The organism is Mesorhizobium loti R88b (assembly GCF_013170845.1).
Classification (GTDB): domain Bacteria; phylum Pseudomonadota; class Alphaproteobacteria; order Rhizobiales; family Rhizobiaceae; genus Mesorhizobium; species Mesorhizobium loti_B.
Window position 1 is genome coordinate 6,568,623 of sequence record NZ_CP033367.1, and the last position, 16,869, is coordinate 6,585,491.

The window sequence follows — 16,869 nt, forward strand, 5'->3', positions numbered from 1 at the left end:
GTTGTGCGACGGACTTGTCTGCTTCGACAGACGTCCGGTCTGCAGTGAGCCCGCTTCGCCGTGTGGGCCGCGCCGCCTTGCTGCAGGTCAATCGCCGCATGCCGGAATGGTGTCGGGGCCCGACTCGTGCCGGGCCCCGTCGCTTGGCGGGGAGGGCCGAGAATAGGCTTCCGTTCCTATTCTCCGCCGCCAAGCGAATGGACATAAACCGCAAGTTCCTTAACCTTCGTCTCGCCGAGACGCCCGATCCAGGCCGGCATGACACCGTGCTTCGGCGCGCGGACTTGGACGGCGATGGCTGTCTCGCCGGGTGCGTAGAGCCAGATCGCATCGGTCAGATTGGGCGCGCCGAGCTCTTTGTTGCCTTTCGCATTATCGCCATGACAGGCGACGCAGTTTTCCACGAATACCTTGGCGCCGGGCTCGATAAGACTTGCATCCTGGACCTTGCCCGAGAGGCTGGCGACATAGGCGCCGACCTGTGCGATCTGTTCGGGCGTGATGATGTCACCGAAAGGGGGCATTTCCGACTGCCGAGTATCCGGGTCGGATGCGAAACGGATGCCGTGCGCGATCGTTTGCTGGATCTGCTCGGTCGTGCCGCCCCACAGCCAGTCATCGTCGTTCAGGTTTGGAAAGCCCTTCGACCCTTGGGCGCCCGAGCCGTGGCATTGCACGCAATTGACCTTGAAGGTAGCTCCGCCGGCCGCTATCGCGAATTCACGCAGCGCGTCGTCGGCTGCAATCTCGGATACGGTCTTCTGCTGGATGGCCGCGACATATTTGCCCTTGGCGGCTTCGGCAGCCGCCAGCTCAATCTTGACAGCGTTGCGGCTGGAATAGCCAAGCACACCCTTGGTCGCGGAAGACAGCATCGGCCAAGCCGGATACGCAATTGTATAAGCCACCGCCCAAGCGACGGTGATGTAGAAGGTTATCACCCACCATCGGGGCAATGGGGTGTTGAGCTCCCTTATCCCGTCCCATTCATGACCGGTCGTTGAGATGCCCGAGACTTCATCGATATACTCGCTGCTCATGATCAGTCGTCCTTGAGTGGAATCTGGGCGGCTTGATCGGCCTGTGTTTTGCCGCCGGGACGCAAGGCAAAGGCAATGCAGCCGACGAAGAAGAGCGCCATGGCAAGCAGACCCCAGCTGTCCGCGAATTCCCGCATCAAATTATAGCTCATTGCGTCCCCCTCAGCGGTAGCCGGCTGCATCGTCATAGGTCTTGAAATCGACCAGTGTTCCCAGCATTTGCAGATAGGCGACGAGGGCATCCATCTCGGTCACCTGCTGCGGATTGCCGTCCAGATCACCGACTTTGGCTTTCGGATAGCGTTTCTCGACGCCGGAGGCATCGGCATTCGGGTCGGCCTGGACCATCAGATCGGCATTGGCGTGCGCGATCATCTCATCGGAGTACGGGACGCCAACACGCGCGTTCGCAACCAGATGCGTCGAGAAGTCCTTCACCTCGATCGGAGCGTCCTTCAGGAAGGCATAGCGAGGCATGATAGATTCCGGCACCACCGAACGTGGATCCATAAGGTGCTGAACGTGCCATTCGTTGGAATAGCGGTTGCCGACTCGTGCAAGGTCAGGGCCGGTGCGCTTCGAGCCCCACTGGAAGGGGTGGTCGTACATGGACTCGGCGGCCAGGCTGTAGTGGCCGTAGCGCTCGACCTCGTCCCGGAAAGGCCTGATCATCTGGCTGTGGCAGAGGTAGCAGCCCTCGCGCACATAGATGTTGCGTCCGGCGAGTTCCAGTGGCGAGTAGGGCCGCATGCCTTCGACTTTCTCGATCGTGTTGTCGAGATAGAAAAGCGGCGCAATCTCGACGATGCCGCCGACGGTCACGACAAGAAGAGAGCCAACGAGAAGAAGCGTGGCGTTCTTCTCGATGATCGCGTGTTTGTCCATCAAGCCCATTGTCTGGCTCCCTATTCGGCAGGCCGGAGGGCGGGCTCGGAACCTGGCATTGGTTGCTCTTCGCGCTGGTGGCCAAGAATGGTCATGGTCACGTTCCAGGCCATGAGCAGGGCGCCGGTGAGGTACATCGCACCGCCGATGGCACGCATGACGTAGAAGGGATGCATGGCGGCGACGGTTTCGGCGAAGGAGTAGACGAGGAAACCCTGCTCGTCGTGTTCGCGCCACATCAGGCCCTGCATGATGCCGGAAACCCACATCACCGCGGCGTAGACGACGATTCCGAGCGTCGCCAGCCAGAAGTGCCAGGTGACGAGCCGCAGCGAATAGAGACGTTCACGGTTCCACAGTTTCGGCACCATGTAGTAGATTGCGCCGAACGAGATCATGCCAACCCAGCCGAGCGCTCCGGAATGGACATGGCCGATGGTCCAGTCCGTGTAGTGCGACAGCGAATTGACCGTCTTGATCGACATAATCGGACCTTCGAAGGTCGACATGCCGTAGAAGGCGACTGCCATCACCATCATGCGGATGATCGGATCGGTGCGCAGCTTGTCCCAGGCGCCAGACAGCGTCATCAGGCCATTGATCATACCGCCCCATGACGGCATCCACAGCATGATCGAGAACGCCATGCCGAGCGTCTGCGCCCAGTCGGGTAAGGCGGTGTAATGCAGGTGGTGCGGGCCGGCCCAGATGTAGAGAAAAATGATCGCCCAGAAGTGGACGATCGACAGGCGGTAGGAATAGACCGGCCGGTTCGCCTGCTTGGGCACGAAATAATACATCATGCCGAGGAACCCGGCGGTGAGGAAGAAACCGACGGCGTTGTGGCCATACCACCATTGCGTCAAGGCGTCCTGGACGCCGGAGAAGGCGGAGTAGCTCTTCGAGCCCAGGAACGACGCCGGCATCGACAGATTGTTGACCACATGCAGCATCGCGATTGTCACGATGAAGGACAGGTAGAACCAGTTGGCGACGTAGATATGCGGTTCCTTGCGCTTCAGGATCGTGCCGAGGAACAGGATGAGATAGGCGACCCAGACGATGGTCAGCCAGAGATCCACATACCATTCGGGTTCGGCGTATTCGCGGGCTTCGGTGATGCCGAGCAGGTAGCCGGTCGCCGCCATGACGATGAACAGCTGGTAACCCCAGAACACAAACCAGGCCAGTTTGCCGCCAAACAGCCGGGCGCGGCACGTGCGCTGCACGACATAGAGAGACGTGCAAAGCAAAGCGTTGCCGCCGAAGGCGAAGACGACGCCGGATGTGTGCAGCGGCCGCAGCCGGCCGAAATTGAACCAGGGTTGGATGTTGAGGTGAGGGTATGCCAGCTGCAGGGCAATGATCACACCGACGAGCATGCCGACGACGCCCCAGAATACCGTTGCAATGGCTCCGTAGCGGATCGGGCCATCCATGTAGGCGGAGGTGTCGATCGGAGCCGCCGGCTTGAAATCTGTGTTGCGCAGCAGGATCGCGGTAAAGCCAGCCACGGCGAAGAACAAAACCCCCATATGCTGGCGAAAAGGTCCTTCTACGCCGAAGCCGGCAGCCACCAGGGCCGCAAAAGCAAACAGGCTTAGAACGACGATCTCCGTGCCGAATTTCATGACATGTCCCCGACCAGGATTCCAATGCGCGGACGCCAAATCCGCGGTGCATTAATTCCGTAGTTGCCGCCTGCTCGCCCTGATCCATGTCAGAGCCGCACGATTTTGCTTCGGGCAGCATCGAGTTCGGTGCAATCAGAAGGTGGCGATTTGAACAAGGAAACGCAGCACGGGCCAACCCGCTCATGGACAAGTGCGGCTTTCTCGCGCCAGGCCGGCACAGAGGCGATTCCGGGCGAGGTCATGAAGCTTGCTCATCGGGAAAAGCTGGAGCTCTGCTTCTCGCTGGAAAGCATTGCCGATGCACTGCCGAACGTCGACCGCCTCAAATGTCTTGGAACGGCCAAGAAGATCGTTCCGCTGCTCCGTGACATTCATGGGTTTGAGGAGAGGGTGATTTTCCCTGCGTATGAGGCGCACTTGACCCCGGCCGAGGCCAAACTTGCCTCTACCAGCCGGTTGCGCATCGAGCACCTTGAGGATCAATGCTTCGCTGGCGAGGTGGCCGAAACGCTCCTAGCGATCGGTCATGGTGATCCGATAGAGAGCGCGGAAGCTGTCGGATTCATGCTACGCGGCTTCTTCGAAGGCTTGCGGCGACACATCGCTTTCGAACGCGAGCATGTCCTGCCGCGGATCGTAATAAGCGACGAAGGCCCCGACGCTTAGGTCTCATTCAAAGGCCGGTTGCCGCGCGCCTCGGCCGCCGCAGCGCTGCTCCAGCCGGCTCATGCTGTCGACCGTTACATGGCGTTTGTTCTCGATCCGGATCACGCCGTCAGCCCGCAATCGCGTAAGCTGGCGGCTCACGGTCTCGTTCGTCAGTCCAAGGAAATCAGAGATGTCGGCACGTGTCAGCGGCAGATCGAAGCATGCCGACCCAGCCGCCGGGTCGATACTGGAATCCATATTCCGGGCGATCATGAGGAGAAAGCTCGCCACCTTCTCCGGTGCGGTCTTGCGCCCGAGAGTCACCATCCATTCAAGTGCCTCGTCGAGTTCGTCCAGCGTCTGCTTGAGCAGGCGATGCTCGAGTCCCGGTGATTCCTTCATTATCCGTTCAACGGCCGCCTTCGGAAACGAGCACAGGGAGACGGAGGTTGCCGCTTCCACATTGATCGTGCTTTTCACCTTGAAGGGCCGTCCCAGAAAATCCGGTGCGAACCGAAGACCGACAATCTGCTGGCGGCCGTCCGAAAGGCACTTCGTCAGCTTCACAACGCCTGAAAGCAAGTTTGAATAGCTGTCGACGGCCTCGGCGTCGGTGATCAGTTCGACCCCCGGCTCGAGCTTGTGCCGCGACGAAGTTTTGGCTAGCCCAACCAAATGGTTTGGATCGAGCGCACCGCAGACGCCGCGATGTCGTGCTGCGCAAGACAGGCAAAGAACGGGAATGCCGGAACTGTGAATGTCTTGCCGTACTGTCATTACGCTCGCGCTACCGATCTCAAGTTTCGACAGGATAGCAAGCGATGGCAGAGAAATCCTTGCGGCAGTTTGTCCGTGCTGGAGGCTGACCGAAATCAGGGCATTGGCTCTTCGACGCGTCCAGACTTCCGGCGAGGCAAAAACGGCGGACCACCAAATGAGACCGGAATTAGCTGCCAGGCTTGGCGAGAACGTCCCGCGTTATACCAGTTACCCGACCGCGCCGCATTTCCATCCTGGCGTCGACGCTGATGTCTATCGAAGCTGGTTGAAGGCGCTCGAAAGCGGTGACGAGGTCTCGCTCTACCTGCACATCCCTTATTGCGACCGGCTGTGCTGGTTCTGTGCGTGCCATACAAAGCAGACCCGCCGCTACGAGCCGGTGGCTTCGTATCTCCGCTCGCTTCACGCGGAGATCGCGACTGTCGCCGGTCTTGTCGGCAGCAAGGCCCATGTCCGCGCCGTGCATTTCGGCGGCGGCTCGCCGACCATGCTGAAGCCCGAGGATATGATAGCCTTGGGAACTGTCCTGCGGGATAGCTTCGATTTTCTTGCCGATGCGAAGATCAGCGTCGAAATCGAACCCAACGACATGGACGAAGCCCGCCTTGATACACTTGCCGAGATCGGCATGGCGCGGGCGAGCGTCGGCGTTCAGGATTTCGATCCGAAGGTGCAGAAGGCGATCAATCGCGAGCAGAGCTTTTTGCAGACCAAGGCGGTTGTAGACGGCATTCGCTCTCGCGGCGTAGGGTCCGTGAACCTCGATTTGCTTTACGGCCTGCCGCATCAGACCAGGGAGAGCGTCTGTTCCACCGTGGCGCAGGCGCTGACTCTGGAGCCGGACCGGATGGCGCTGTTCGGCTACGCGCATGTGCCCTGGTTCAAGAAGCATCAGACTATGATCGACGAGGCATGGTTGCCGGGTCCGGCCGAACGGTTCGCTCAGTGGCAAATTGCCGCCCGTCTGATCATGGGCGCCGGATACGAGGCGATTGGAATAGACCATTTCGCCAGGCCGGATGATGCGCTTGCAGTCTCGGCTCGCGCGGGAACAATCCGCCGCAATTTCCAGGGCTACACCGAGGATCGCTGCGAAACACTGATCGGGCTCGGGTCGTCATCGATCAGCCGGTTTCGACAGGGCTATTCGCAGAACATGCCGTCGACAGCCGAATATAGACGCATGGTCGAGGGGGGACATCTGGCCACGGTCCGCGGCATCGCGTTTTCCGAAGATGACCGTGTTCGCGGCTGGATCATCGAGCGCTTGATGTGCGATTTCGGCTTTTCAGCAGCCGATCTGGTGGAACGCTTCGGGGAAGCCGGACAAAAGCTTCTTTTCCAAGCAAGCTCCATCGCCATTGGCGACCCTGCTCGACCGCTTGAACTCCAAGGTGACAGTTACGTCGTATCGGCGGAAAGTCGTCCCTTTGTAAGGAGCATTGCAGCGAAGTTCGACAAATATTTCGAAAGTGGAACGGCCAGGCACTCAGTGGCAGTCTGAGTGCCACAGACGAACGTCACCGTCTTCAGTCGATCGCGAACCTCCTCAAAATCGCCGAAACCAGCAGCTAACAATTCGATAGTGCATATGACGCCACTTTACGATGCTGTGACGACGCGGGTATTTCCCAAAGGGGGTCGCATGGCAGAGGGCTGGGACCCGCCGGAACCCTGCAGGCAGGGCTCCACTTCGTATCCGCCCAAGCAGGTTGGATTGTTCGGCCCAGTCTTTCACTGAATGTCAGCGACGCACCCCATTGCGGCTTTCGCTACTCAGCGCTGCGGCTCTTGAATGCCCCTTTGAGATGGGCTCATTCTGAGTAACAACCGCACGGCGTTCCCACGTGTCTGAAACCATGCATGAGTGCGGCTAGCACGCCCTGCGCCTTGTTCGCGGTTTCCGGGCCGCCCAGGCACTTACTTGACCTCCAGCTGCTCGAAGTTCGCGCATAGGCCTTACATGACGGATCGGTAGGCCGCGACCGCCGGGAAATTAGGCACCCGGGCGGCTGCGCCAATTGACCAACTTTATGCTTCGATTACTCGGAATCTGAACCTGACACGCGTCGCGATTTCTCTGACATGCCGGCGGCAGGCAAGCTTTCCTTTCTGGCCTTGGCAAACGCTCTGTCACCTTCCAGAAACCCTGCCAGCATGAAAGGTATGAGTTCCGCTACCGTTTCAGACTCGCCATAGGTCTGGCGGTAAAGCGCCGCATAGTCCTTGAGTGCTTGGTTCAAGTCCGCGCTAACGGTGATGGTCATCTTCGAAGGTGTCCGGTCTGGAAGCTTTCCAAGTTTCAGATCTGCCATGATTACTCCTGTTCAAGTCGGGTATGGGCGCAGCACAAGATCCTTGTGTACAATCACGCGGAGGGGCCAACCGGGGCGGACGATAATGGTGGGTTGAATATTCAGGTTCTTTTCGGTGATGCGCTGGCCGGCTTGACTGATGTTTTGCTGAGTGGATTCCCGGATCGCCTTAACTAGGTCGCTTTCGTTTTCCCCAAAGCTCAACTCGGTACCAACGCCCAGTAGCGTCGCTAGAGCAACTCCCTTGATCAGCTGCCAGGTGTGAAAATCGACCTTGTCTTCAAGCCCGGCATAGCCGGCAGTATCCGTCGCTGGCAGATTGTCGATTTCGATCGAGGAACCGTCGGGCAGGATTATTCGCTGCCAGACCAGCAATGCGCGCCTCTGCCCAAAAGCCACGACGCTGTCATAAGTGCCGATGAGGCGTGAGCCTTGCGGAATGAGCACAATGCTGCCGGTGACTGTGTCGTGCACATTCTCGGTGACCTGCGCGACGACAAGGCCAGGCAAGTCGGAATTTATGCCGGTGACGAGACTGGCCGCGATCACGCTGCCGGCCATCAGTTGGTAGGGCGAGGCCGGCGTCTGCAGCGCATGCGGATTGTAGATCCCGCTTGTGTTTCGCTGACTGACAAAATCGAGCTTGCGCTGTTGGTTGTTCTGGTCACCCTCGGCTGGGGCAACGGAAGCTGACGCGCGCGTCGCTCCGGATTGCGGAAGCGCCTCAGACGGCTGCTGCGCACTCGGCCCGCCGCCGGCGACATCTGTCTGTCTGGGTCGATTGTCGATCCGGAACAAGACTTGCGACTCGCGCGCCTCAATTGCTTGCTGGGCAAGGCGCTGCTCCTCGGCGGAGATATCCTGCCCTGGCGCGATGCCGAGCTGACGTTGGCGTTCAAGGATGGGGCGACCGAGGTCGCCGGGCAGTGGCGGTCCGAGCACAGGGGCCTTCGGCATGATCCCGGAATAGTCCTTGGGAAGCGCTTCTAGTCCCTCGGCGGGTGGCTTGCGCTCGGTGTTATAGCGGTCCTCTGCCTGGTGCTTGATACGCCATGCCGGTCCTTGAAGCGCCATCATCGTGACGCCCAGAATGGCACCGGATCCGACTGCAGCGATGGCGACGATCACACCGCGCCTGAATCGGACAGCGCGGCGGGGCGAGGCTCGCAATTGCAGCTGCTCGGGATCGAGTTTCGGCGGCGCATCGGATCGGGAAGTATCGGTCATGAGCGCTCCCCTCACCTGCTGGTCCGCGCAAAGAGCGGAATCCGCCGCGGCGGTTGCCGGCCGTCAGTCCTGGTGATGCGCACCACTTGCTGCTGTTTGGCGCCGAGGCGCAGTTCGGCGGCAGCAAAGAGGCGATCGACGATGTAATAGTTGCCGCGCATACGGAAGTTGACGAGCTGGTCATTGCCATCGGCGCCGACGATGAAGAGAGGAGGCGCTTCACCCTGATCAATGCGACGGGGGAATTCGATATAGACCTTGCTGCCATCGTCGAAAGCGCGCGTCGGCCTCCAGGGTGGTGTGTCGCCGGTGATTGAATACCGAAAGCGGATATTCTCGAGCGCCACATTCGAAGCTACCGGCATGGCACCCTCGGCTTGAGCGTTGCGCTGGCGTAGCGCGATGATCTGGTCCTCGCTATAGGTCCAGGAGATCGCCGCCATCGAGGTTTTCTCGGTGCTTTGAAGCTGCAAATGGTAGGTGCGTCGTTCCGTGGTGATCACCAGATTGGTGGTAAGCCCCGGCGCGAAGGGTTTTACCAGCACATGGGTGCGCTGATTGTCACCGGTGCCGCTGACAGTATCGCCGATCACCCAACGCACCGTGTCGCCGGCCGACACGGCTGTTAGCTTCTCGCCCGGCTGGAGTGCGATATCGGTGACGCGCTCCGGTGCGGCGTAGAGCTGATAGAGCGCGCCATCGGCGAATGGATAAACCTGAACCGCATTCATGTACCCATACCTGGTAGGTTGCTGCGTCGCTGCTTTATTGGCATCGGAGACCCGTTCTTCAGGAGAGCGCTTGTCTTCGGCCACCCTGCCCGGATTGGGCTGTAACTGACCGGGTAGCGGCAGCGGCTTTGGCACCTCGACTATCTTGACCGGCTTCTCCGGCGGCTTCTCGATTGCGGCTGGTTTGAAATCGGCAGCATCATAGGAAATCTCAGGCGGCGGTACCGGCTTCGACGCGCAGGCGGAGAGGACTGCTGTAGAGGCCGACAGGATCAGCACGGCACGGACCGACGACATTCTATTCTTCATTGGTGGACTCCTTTTGGGGAAACGGACGTCGGCGCAGCACTGTCGAGCTCGCGCGACCAGTCGATCGCATTGATGAAGACGCCGAGCGGGTTGTTGCGCAGTTGGTCAGTATTACTTGGCGGGCGGATCACGATGGTGAGGATCGCGGTCCAGCGCGTCGTGCTGGCAAGGCTGCCGCGCTCAAAAACCTGCTCGGCCCACTTGACCTGGAACGAGCTGTCGGAAGCCCTGACCACGCTGGTCACTTGCACCGACACGCTGCGTGTGCCGATCTGGCCGAAAGGATCGTTCGCCTTGGCGTACTCGTTGAGAAAGAGCGCCGCGCGGTCGGTGGCGAAGTCATAGGCCGAAAGCCAGTTCTGCCGCACCAGCACCGGATCGGTGGAAACGGAACGGACATTCTGAATGAAGCGGCCGAGATGCCACGCGATCTGGGCATCGGAGGGCTCGTAGTCCCGGATTGCCGGCGCAACGGCGCGTGCCTCGCCGAAGCCGTCGACCTCGACGACGTAAGGCACGACGCGGCTCTGCATCGACTGCCACACGAGTCCGCCGGAAAGTCCGGCCGCCAAGGTCAGACAGCCAAGAGCCATGAACCGCCAGTTGCGGGCCTGCACTCGAGATGAGCCTATGCGCTCGTCCCAGAGCTGCGCGGCCTTCTGATACGGCGTGACCGGCTCGGGCGTCTTGCCATAACGTTGAATGGGTCGCTTGAATAGCATTTAGTCGTCCTTGTCGTTGAGAGAGGGATTGGCGCTGCCTCCCGGCCTGTCGCCTTCACGGACGGCCTGCATGGCGGTGTGACGGTGGGCACGGGCTGTCTGTTCGGAACGCAGGCGCCTGGCCCAGCCGGGCGCGGCATCAGCGACCGGACCAGTAGGGCTTCCGGTCATGGATGCGGTCGGCGCACCACCGGTCGCGGTCCAGGCAGCTTCGCGCCCGGCATCAACGCTGCGCCCGAAGCCCCCTGCGGCAGATCGTGCCGCCCGCATTGCGGCGCCGCCGGCGGCGCTGGTCACACCATGCATTCCAGCAGCTACACCGGACAGGCCGGACTCGGGCGATGTTGCGCGCCCGATCTGCCAGGCCGTAGAAGCCGCTGACCCCATGGTCGTGCCGGCACGGAGTGCGGTGAGACCGCTGCCGGTTGCCGTGCGCGCGCCGGCAAATGCTGCGCCTGCGGCAACGAGCGATGCACCGGCTGCGGCTGCCGTGGTTCCAAGTGCGGCGCCCGCGCCAAGCTGCGGCGCGCCCGAGACAAGACCGGAGGCTATCCCAGGTCCGAAAATGCCGAGACCAAGGAGCGCCAAGGCGCCCAGGACCTGTGACATGGCGGCGGCCAGATCCGGCTCCTTGCCTTGCAGCGCGGAAGCGAACTCGCCAAAGAGCGTGGAGCCGATGCCGATGATGACGGCCAACACCATCACCTTGATGCCCGACGAGATGACATTGCCGAGCACGCGCTCGGCGAGAAACGCTGACCGGTTCCAAAGCGCGAAGGGCACAAGAATGAATCCGGCCAGAGTGGTGAGTTTGAATTCGAGGATGGTGATGAAGAGTTGGATGGAGAGGATGAAGAAGGCGATGATGACCAGGAACCAGGCCACGAGCAGCACGAAGATGGTGAGCGCGTTGCCGAAGATTTCTGGGAAGCCGAGAAGCTGGCTTGCCTGATCGAGAAGCGGCCAGGCGCCCTCGAAACCGGTTGCGGCAATGCGCCCCGGATGCAGGAGATTGTCGGCGGAGAGATTGCCTGAGGACGCATTGATGCCGAGGCCAGCGAAGGACCGATAGATGATGTCGGCGAGGTTCTTGAAGTTATTCAAGATGAAGGCAAAGACGCCGACATAGAGCACTTTGCGGATGAGCCGGCCGAATATGTTGGGTTCGCCGCCGAATGCCCAGGCGAGGCCGGCAAGTGTGACGTCGATGCCGATCAGGGTCGTGGTAAGGAAGGCGACATCGCCCGAGAGCAGACCGAACCCGCTATCGATGTAGCGGATGAAGGTCTCCATGAAGCGATCAATGACCCCAAGGTCGTTCATGCCGCCTTCCTCGTCGTCAAGAGATTGGTGATCAGTTGCTGGGATAGGCCGTGCCTGTGCCGAGGAAGCGCTTTGTCGTCTCGCGCGCGGCCTCCTCGGACTGCGCCTTGCGCGCCGCATCCTCGGCCTCAGCGCGGAACTGCGTTGCGAGCAGCGTCTGGATCTGCATCTGCTGCTTGGTCGAAAGCGCAAGGAGCTGGTTAGTGGCCTGACTTGCCTGAAGCGCACCGGCCGCGCCTTGGCTGCGGTTGACGAGATCGGCAAGCAGGTCGCCATCACCGCGAACATTCTCGACGATCTGCGACTGAACACCCATGGTCTGACGGAATGCCTGCATTGCGCTTTGCCAGCGGTCACGTGCGGCGCTCGCTACATCGCTGACCTTGATCGTGGCGTCGTAGCTTTCCGGATATTGATTACGCCACTGGTCCTGAAGCTTGTTGAGATCAAAGCTCAGGCCACTTGCCTGGTCCATCAGACTGTCGATCCGTTGGAGCGAGCCGGTAAGCTGACCCACCGAAGAAAAATCCAGACTCTGAAGATTGCGTGCCATGTTCTGCAGCACGGTCGCCTGGTTCTGGAGCGACTGGATCTGGTTGTTGATCTGCTCCAGCGAGCGCGCCGCCGTGAGCACGTTCTGTGCGTAGTTCGACGGATCGAACACGATGAGCGCGTAGGCCGGCTGCACGTAGTCGGCCATCGGCTTGGCGATCAACGAAAGGGTGATCAGGCCCGAGAGAAAGCGGCGCCGCATCATGACGATTGCTCCTTGGTTGGTTGAGGGAATTGCTGGAGAAGCTCGGCCCCCCAATCGAGGCCGCGGGCGCCGAGGAAGCGAAAGACAAAGCTGTCCTGCCCGTGCTCGGACAGGACCCTGTCGATCAGGCTTTGCGCGGCTGGACCCGAGGCGCCGCAAAGTGCAAGCGCGATGGGGCCGAGCCCGAGCTCGAAGAGACGGTTGCCGCAGCGCGACTGCAAATAGTAGTGCCGCTTCGGCGTGGCCCGGGCGATCAGTTCAATCTGCCGGTTGTTGAGACCGAAGCGCTCATAGGCAGTCCGTGCCTGCGGTTCCACGGCACGATCATTGGGGAGAAAAATGCGCTGTGGGCAGCTCTCGATGATCGCCGGCGCTATTGCAGAGCCGGCGATGTCGGCAAGCGACTGCGTGGCGAAGATCACCGATACGTTCTTCTTTCGCAGCACCTTCAGCCATTCGCGGATGCGGGCAGCAAAAAGCGGATTGTCGAGATAGACCCAGGCCTCATCGAGCATGAGCAGCGTCGGTCGCCCGTCGAACCGCTCCTCAAGGCGATGGAAGAGATAGGTGAGCACAGGCAGCACAGCGCTTTGGCTATGCATCAGCTCCTCGGTCTCGAAGCACTGCACATCCGACAAGGCCAGCCGATCGTCATCGGCATCGAGCAATCGGCCGAAGGGACCGTCGAGCGTGTAGGGCATTAAGGCGGACTTCAGTGCATTGGACTGAAGCAGGACCGACAGACCGGTCAGCGTGCGCTCCTGCGCCGGCGCGGTGGCGAGGCTGTTGAGCGCCGACCAGATCGCCTCCTTCACCTCCGGCGTGAGGGTGACGTTCTCATGGGCAATCAGGCCGGCGATCCATTCAGCTGCCCAGCTGCGCCTACCCTGATCACCGATATTGCGCAGTGGCTGGAAGGCAAGCGCACCGTCCGAACCCAAGACATGATGCTCTCCACCCATGGCGAGCGTTGCCGCGCGCGCCGAATTGCCTTTGTCGAAGACATAGACCTGCGCGCCGGCATAGCGACGAAACTGCAGGGCGATCAGGGCAAGCAGCACCGATTTTCCGGCGCCGGTCGGTCCAACGATCAGCATGTGGCCGACATCTTCGACATGAGAAGAAAGCCGGAACGGAGTCGACCCGCTGGTTTCGGCGATGAGGAGCGGCGGGGCCTCTCGTCCAGTGACTTCAGCCAGATGCTCGTTCGCCGCAGGACCGGCCCACACCGAGGAAAGCGGCATGAGATGGGCAAGGTTCAGCGTGTGAACGAGCGGCTGACGAACGTTGGCATAGACATGACCCGGCAGCGAGCCGAGCCAGGCTTCGACCGCATTGACGCTTTCGCGGATGGTGGTGAACCCGAGCCCATTGATGATGCGCTCGACCGCGCGAAGTTTCTCAGCGGCGGCTTGGCGATCCTCGTCCCATACCGTCACCGTTGCAGTGAGATACCCGAAGCCGACATGATCGCCGCCCAACGCCTGAAGTGCTTCATCGGCGTCGAGCGCCTTATTGTCGGCGTCGCTGTCGACGAGCGGAACGGGTTCGTTGCTTACAACCTCGCGCAGGATTGCGACGATCGATTTGCGCTTGGCAAACCACTGCCGGCGCAAGCGGGTCAGCGTCTTGGTGGCCTCGGTCTTGTCGAGCGGAATGAAGCGCGTCATCCAGCGATAGGCGAAATCCTGATGATTGAGGGCATCGAGGATTCCGGGCCGGGTGAGGTTCGGAAAGCCGAGGATGGTAAGTGTGCGAAGATGTTGCTCACCCAGCATCGGCTCCAAGCCGCCGGTAAGCGGCACATCGACCAGGATGCCGTCCAGATACATTGGCGTTTCCGGCACGGCGACCGGATGGCGGCGGGTCGAGATCGTGTCGTGCAGGTATGTCAGCGTCTCGGCGTCATCGAGCGGACGCACTTCGGGCATGAAGCCCGACAGAAGATCCAGCACACGGTCGGTCTCGTCACGGAACCGCGCCATCTCCTGGCGCCAGTCTCTTTCGCCTTCTGAATGATGCGAGTCGACGAGCGCGCTTTCCGCCCGCGCCTGGGCGTCCGGTGGCGGCATGGACAGCAAGGTCAGGTGATAGCGGCTCTCGAAATGCGCGACCTTGCCTTCGAAGGCAGCACGCCGTTCTTCATCAACCAGCCATGACGCCGCGTCCGGGAAACGCGAGGACGGATAGCCCAGCGCTTCGATGCGCTCGGCCTCGAAAAACAATGTCCAGCCGGAGCCAAGGCGTCTAAGCGCATTGTTGGCCCGGGCGCAGATGCCGAGGAGTTCGGCTTCGGTCGAGCTTTCCAGATCGGGCCCGCGAAACCGAAGAGTCCGCTGAACGCTGCCGTCCTTGTTGAGCACGATGCCGGGCGCCACCAGTGCTGCCCAGGGCAGATGGTCGGCAAGCCGGTCGGCCCTGCCGCGATATTCCGAAAGGTTCAGCATGCGAGCCATCCCCTCAGGCGAAGGTGACGGACAAGCACGCTGGCAAAGTCGGGATCGCGCCTTGCGGCAAAGACCGCGAGCGTGTGGCCGCCAAGCCAGAGCACTAGCCCGGCAATCCATTGCTGCAAGCCTAGTCCGATGGCCGCAGCCACCGTGCCGTTGAGGATCGCCACCGCCCGCGGCGCGCCGCCCAGCAGGATCGGTTCAGTCAATGCCCGGTGAACGGGAACCTCGAAGCCCTCGATATGTTGCACTCCGGCGGTCATCAGACGAGCGCCCCGCCGCCGAAGGAGAAGAACGAGAGGAAGAAGCTCGATGCGGCGAAGGCGATCGACAGGCCGAAGACGATCTGAATCAGCCGGCGGAAACCGCCTGCAGTATCGCCGAAGGCAAGGGTCAGGCCGGTGGTGATGATGATGATCACCGCGACGATTTTGGCGACCGGTCCCTGCACCGATTCCAGGATCTGCTGCAGCGGCTGTTCCCAAGGCATGCCGGAGCCGGCAGCGTGCGCCGGAACTGTGAGAAGAAACGCGAGCGCGGCAAACGAAAGAAAGCGGAGCTTCTTGCGCATAAGGGGGCCTTTCAGAGTTGCTGGAGTTGCGGAGGCGTGAGTGGGGAGACGGCGTAGTCGCCGCTGCCGTCGAGACCTGTGACCTCAGCGATTGCATCGATGCGGCGCGACGAGCCGCGCCCCGCGATGAAGACGATGAGATCGATGGCATCGGCGATGAGGCGGCGCGGCACGGTGACGACAGCTTCCTGTGCAAGCTGCTCGATGCGATAGAGGGCAGAGCGCGCCGAATTGGCATGAACCGTGGCGATGCCGCCGGGGTGCCCGGTGTTCCATGCCTTGAGCATGTCCAGCGCTTCCGCGCCCCTGACTTCACCGACGATGATGCGGTCGGGGCGGAGCCGGAGCGTCGAGCGCACGAGATCGGCGAGTGTGACCGAGCCCCGCCTGGTTCTCAGGGCAACGCAGTCCTTTGCTGCGCATTGCAGTTCGCGGGTGTCCTCGATGAGGATCACTCGCTCGTCGCATTCGGCGACTTCGGCCAGCAGCGCATTGGCAAGCGTCGTCTTACCCGACGACGTGCCTCCGGCGACAAGGATGTTGCGCCGTTCTCGGACTGCCTTTATCAACGCATCGGCCTGCAGCGGCAACATGATGCGATCGGCAACATAGTTGGCCAGCGTGTAGAGCTTTGCGGCTGGTTTGCGGATGGCAAAGCAAGGCGCCAGCACGACAGGCGGCAGCAGTCCCTCGAAGCGTTCGCCCGACGGCAATTCGGCGCTGACAATCGGATTGTCCGCATGCGCCTCGGCACGCACGTGGGAAGCGACCAGGCGGATGATGCGTTCCGCCTCGGAAGGATGCATATGCACGGCCGTATCGATTCGGCCTTCTCCCAGCCGGTCGAGCCGCAGCGCGCCATCGGGATTGACCATCACCTCGATGACCAATGGATCGGCCAGCGCCTCAGTGATCGTCGGACCCATGGCGGTGCGCAGCATGGCGCGGCGTCGGTGGTCGGCCTCTGGATGAGCGCTCATCCTTCCCCTCCTCCGCCATTGTCTTTGCCAAGCGAGCGTTTCCCCGATGCGATCTGGCGACCGACCTGCTCGACGAATTTGTCGAAACGCTCCTGAGCAATCGCCTGTGTCGCCTTGTCCGGAACAGGCGTGTGGGCATGAAGCGTGATCGAAAAGCGGATGAAGAGCGCCAAGCTTTCCAATGTCATGTCGACATCGCGCCTGACGTGACTGAGGTCGCGGGAAAGACGGTCCAGCCTCATGCCATAGCGCCGATCGAGTTCATTCTCGCCACGCCGCTCGATGAAAGCTTCTACGGCCTTCGCGACGACCGCGGATTTTGTGGTCGAGGGATCGCGGCTGAGGTTGTCCAGCTTCTCGCTCAATTCCGGTTCGAGCAGAAACTGGTGACGAATGCGGTGGGGCTTCATGCGCTTGTTCCAACTGGCCGGCGCTGGCGGGCCGGCGGCGGAACAAGCATTATCGAGATGCCCAAAATTGCTTACGGCCGTTATCTA

18 protein-coding genes are annotated in these 16,869 nt (G+C 61.2%); 2 read left to right on the forward strand and 16 right to left on the reverse strand.

The window, feature by feature from the left end; genetic code table 11:
* Positions 1-176: 176 nt before the first annotated feature.
* Genes ccoP through ccoN form a run of 4 tightly spaced genes read right to left on the reverse strand, consistent with a single transcriptional unit; the run spans position 177 to position 3,556 of the window.
* A complete protein-coding gene (gene ccoP / locus EB235_RS31865; RefSeq protein ID WP_027033463.1) occupies positions 177-1,040 on the reverse strand; it encodes a cytochrome-c oxidase, cbb3-type subunit III in 864 nt (287 codons plus the stop codon).
* Positions 1,041-1,042: 2 nt separating this feature from the next.
* Positions 1,043-1,192: a CcoQ/FixQ family Cbb3-type cytochrome c oxidase assembly chaperone gene (locus EB235_RS31870; protein WP_027033462.1), complete on the reverse strand. Its 150-nt coding sequence runs from the start codon at positions 1,190-1,192 to the stop codon at positions 1,043-1,045.
* 10 nt (positions 1,193-1,202) lie between these two features.
* Entirely contained in the window at positions 1,203-1,934 is a 732-nt protein-coding gene (ccoO, locus tag EB235_RS31875; protein WP_027033461.1) for a cytochrome-c oxidase, cbb3-type subunit II, read from the reverse strand.
* 11 nt (positions 1,935-1,945) lie between these two features.
* Positions 1,946-3,556, reverse strand: a complete 1,611-nt coding sequence (gene ccoN / locus EB235_RS31880) for a cytochrome-c oxidase, cbb3-type subunit I (protein WP_027033460.1) — start codon at positions 3,554-3,556, stop codon at positions 1,946-1,948.
* 129 nt (positions 3,557-3,685) lie between these two features.
* Between ccoN and EB235_RS31885 the strand changes: the two genes are divergently transcribed.
* Positions 3,686-4,225 (forward strand): hemerythrin domain-containing protein, encoded by a 540-nt coding sequence (locus tag EB235_RS31885; RefSeq protein ID WP_010914029.1) that lies wholly within the window; start codon positions 3,686-3,688, stop codon positions 4,223-4,225.
* A gap of 3 nt (positions 4,226-4,228) precedes the next feature.
* On the opposite strand, the gene EB235_RS31890 is transcribed toward EB235_RS31885, so the two are convergent.
* Positions 4,229-4,984 carry a Crp/Fnr family transcriptional regulator gene (locus EB235_RS31890; RefSeq protein ID WP_027033459.1) on the reverse strand — a complete coding sequence of 252 codons (756 nt, stop codon included), beginning with the start codon at positions 4,982-4,984 and terminating at the stop codon, positions 4,229-4,231.
* A 157-nt stretch (positions 4,985-5,141) separates the two neighbouring features.
* Between EB235_RS31890 and hemN the strand changes: the two genes are divergently transcribed.
* On the forward strand, positions 5,142-6,491 hold the full coding sequence (hemN, locus tag EB235_RS31895; protein ID WP_027033458.1) for an oxygen-independent coproporphyrinogen III oxidase: 1,350 nt from the start codon (positions 5,142-5,144) through the stop codon (positions 6,489-6,491).
* Positions 6,492-7,029: 538 nt separating this feature from the next.
* Here the strand turns inward: hemN and EB235_RS31900 are convergent.
* From EB235_RS31900 to EB235_RS31950, 11 genes are read right to left on the reverse strand one after another with little or no spacing between them, the layout of a single operon-like run.
* Positions 7,030-7,302, reverse strand: coding sequence for a DUF2274 domain-containing protein (locus EB235_RS31900; protein ID WP_027033457.1), 273 nt, complete (start codon positions 7,300-7,302; stop codon positions 7,030-7,032).
* 12 nt (positions 7,303-7,314) lie between these two features.
* The gene (locus tag EB235_RS31905) at positions 7,315-8,529 is read right to left on the reverse strand and encodes a TrbI/VirB10 family protein (RefSeq protein ID WP_027033456.1); all 1,215 of its coding nucleotides are present in this window, start codon (positions 8,527-8,529) and stop codon (positions 7,315-7,317) included.
* A gap of 11 nt (positions 8,530-8,540) precedes the next feature.
* On the reverse strand, positions 8,541-9,557 hold the full coding sequence (gene trbG, locus EB235_RS31910) for a P-type conjugative transfer protein TrbG (protein WP_430515917.1): 1,017 nt from the start codon (positions 9,555-9,557) through the stop codon (positions 8,541-8,543).
* An 8-nt stretch (positions 9,558-9,565) separates the two neighbouring features.
* Positions 9,566-10,291: a conjugal transfer protein TrbF gene (gene trbF / locus EB235_RS31915; RefSeq protein ID WP_010914023.1), complete on the reverse strand. Its 726-nt coding sequence runs from the start codon at positions 10,289-10,291 to the stop codon at positions 9,566-9,568.
* A complete protein-coding gene (gene trbL / locus EB235_RS31920; RefSeq protein ID WP_027033454.1) occupies positions 10,292-11,614 on the reverse strand; it encodes a P-type conjugative transfer protein TrbL in 1,323 nt (440 codons plus the stop codon). It abuts the gene before it with no gap.
* Positions 11,615-11,645: 31 nt separating this feature from the next.
* Positions 11,646-12,371, reverse strand: coding sequence for a P-type conjugative transfer protein TrbJ (trbJ, locus tag EB235_RS31925; RefSeq protein WP_027033453.1), 726 nt, complete (start codon positions 12,369-12,371; stop codon positions 11,646-11,648).
* Positions 12,368-14,818, reverse strand: coding sequence for a conjugal transfer protein TrbE (gene trbE / locus EB235_RS31930; RefSeq protein ID WP_027033452.1), 2,451 nt, complete (start codon positions 14,816-14,818; stop codon positions 12,368-12,370). Before trbE ends, trbJ begins: the two co-directional genes overlap by 4 nt.
* A complete protein-coding gene (locus tag EB235_RS31935; protein WP_027033451.1) occupies positions 14,812-15,084 on the reverse strand; it encodes a VirB3 family type IV secretion system protein in 273 nt (90 codons plus the stop codon). Before EB235_RS31935 ends, trbE begins: the two co-directional genes overlap by 7 nt.
* Entirely contained in the window at positions 15,084-15,392 is a 309-nt protein-coding gene (locus tag EB235_RS31940) for a TrbC/VirB2 family protein (protein ID WP_010914020.1), read from the reverse strand. The genes EB235_RS31935 and EB235_RS31940 overlap by 1 nt, the downstream gene beginning before the upstream one ends.
* Positions 15,393-15,403: 11 nt before the next feature.
* Positions 15,404-16,372, reverse strand: coding sequence for a P-type conjugative transfer ATPase TrbB (gene trbB / locus EB235_RS31945; protein WP_010914019.1), 969 nt, complete (start codon positions 16,370-16,372; stop codon positions 15,404-15,406).
* On the reverse strand, positions 16,369-16,782 hold the full coding sequence (locus EB235_RS31950) for a CopG family transcriptional regulator (RefSeq protein WP_027033450.1): 414 nt from the start codon (positions 16,780-16,782) through the stop codon (positions 16,369-16,371). The genes trbB and EB235_RS31950 overlap by 4 nt, the downstream gene beginning before the upstream one ends.
* Positions 16,783-16,869: the final 87 nt, after the last annotated feature.

Bases quoted from the DNA above. Each gene is read 5' to 3' on its own strand.
- EB235_RS31935 (WP_027033451.1), bottom strand. From the start codon at position 15,084: ATGACCGCCGGAGTGCAACATATCGAGGGCTTCGAGGTTCCCGTTCAC.
- trbE (WP_027033452.1), bottom strand. From the start codon at position 14,818: ATGCTGAACCTTTCGGAATATCGCGGCAGGGCCGACCGGCTTGCCGAC.
- hemN (WP_027033458.1), top strand. From the start codon at position 5,142: ATGAGACCGGAATTAGCTGCCAGGCTTGGCGAGAACGTCCCGCGTTAT.
- EB235_RS31900 (WP_027033457.1), bottom strand. From the start codon at position 7,302: ATGGCAGATCTGAAACTTGGAAAGCTTCCAGACCGGACACCTTCGAAG.
- EB235_RS31870 (WP_027033462.1), bottom strand. From the start codon at position 1,192: ATGAGCTATAATTTGATGCGGGAATTCGCGGACAGCTGGGGTCTGCTT.
- trbF (WP_010914023.1), bottom strand. From the start codon at position 10,291: ATGCTATTCAAGCGACCCATTCAACGTTATGGCAAGACGCCCGAGCCG.
- EB235_RS31950 (WP_027033450.1), bottom strand. From the start codon at position 16,782: ATGAAGCCCCACCGCATTCGTCACCAGTTTCTGCTCGAACCGGAATTG.
- EB235_RS31940 (WP_010914020.1), bottom strand. From the start codon at position 15,392: ATGCGCAAGAAGCTCCGCTTTCTTTCGTTTGCCGCGCTCGCGTTTCTT.
- EB235_RS31890 (WP_027033459.1), bottom strand. From the start codon at position 4,984: ATGACAGTACGGCAAGACATTCACAGTTCCGGCATTCCCGTTCTTTGC.
- ccoO (WP_027033461.1), bottom strand. From the start codon at position 1,934: ATGGGCTTGATGGACAAACACGCGATCATCGAGAAGAACGCCACGCTT.
- trbB (WP_010914019.1), bottom strand. From the start codon at position 16,372: ATGAGCGCTCATCCAGAGGCCGACCACCGACGCCGCGCCATGCTGCGC.
- trbL (WP_027033454.1), bottom strand. From the start codon at position 11,614: ATGAACGACCTTGGGGTCATTGATCGCTTCATGGAGACCTTCATCCGC.
- ccoN (WP_027033460.1), bottom strand. From the start codon at position 3,556: ATGAAATTCGGCACGGAGATCGTCGTTCTAAGCCTGTTTGCTTTTGCG.
- trbJ (WP_027033453.1), bottom strand. From the start codon at position 12,371: ATGATGCGGCGCCGCTTTCTCTCGGGCCTGATCACCCTTTCGTTGATC.
- ccoP (WP_027033463.1), bottom strand. From the start codon at position 1,040: ATGAGCAGCGAGTATATCGATGAAGTCTCGGGCATCTCAACGACCGGT.
- EB235_RS31905 (WP_027033456.1), bottom strand. From the start codon at position 8,529: ATGACCGATACTTCCCGATCCGATGCGCCGCCGAAACTCGATCCCGAG.
- trbG (WP_430515917.1), bottom strand. From the start codon at position 9,557: ATGTCGTCGGTCCGTGCCGTGCTGATCCTGTCGGCCTCTACAGCAGTC.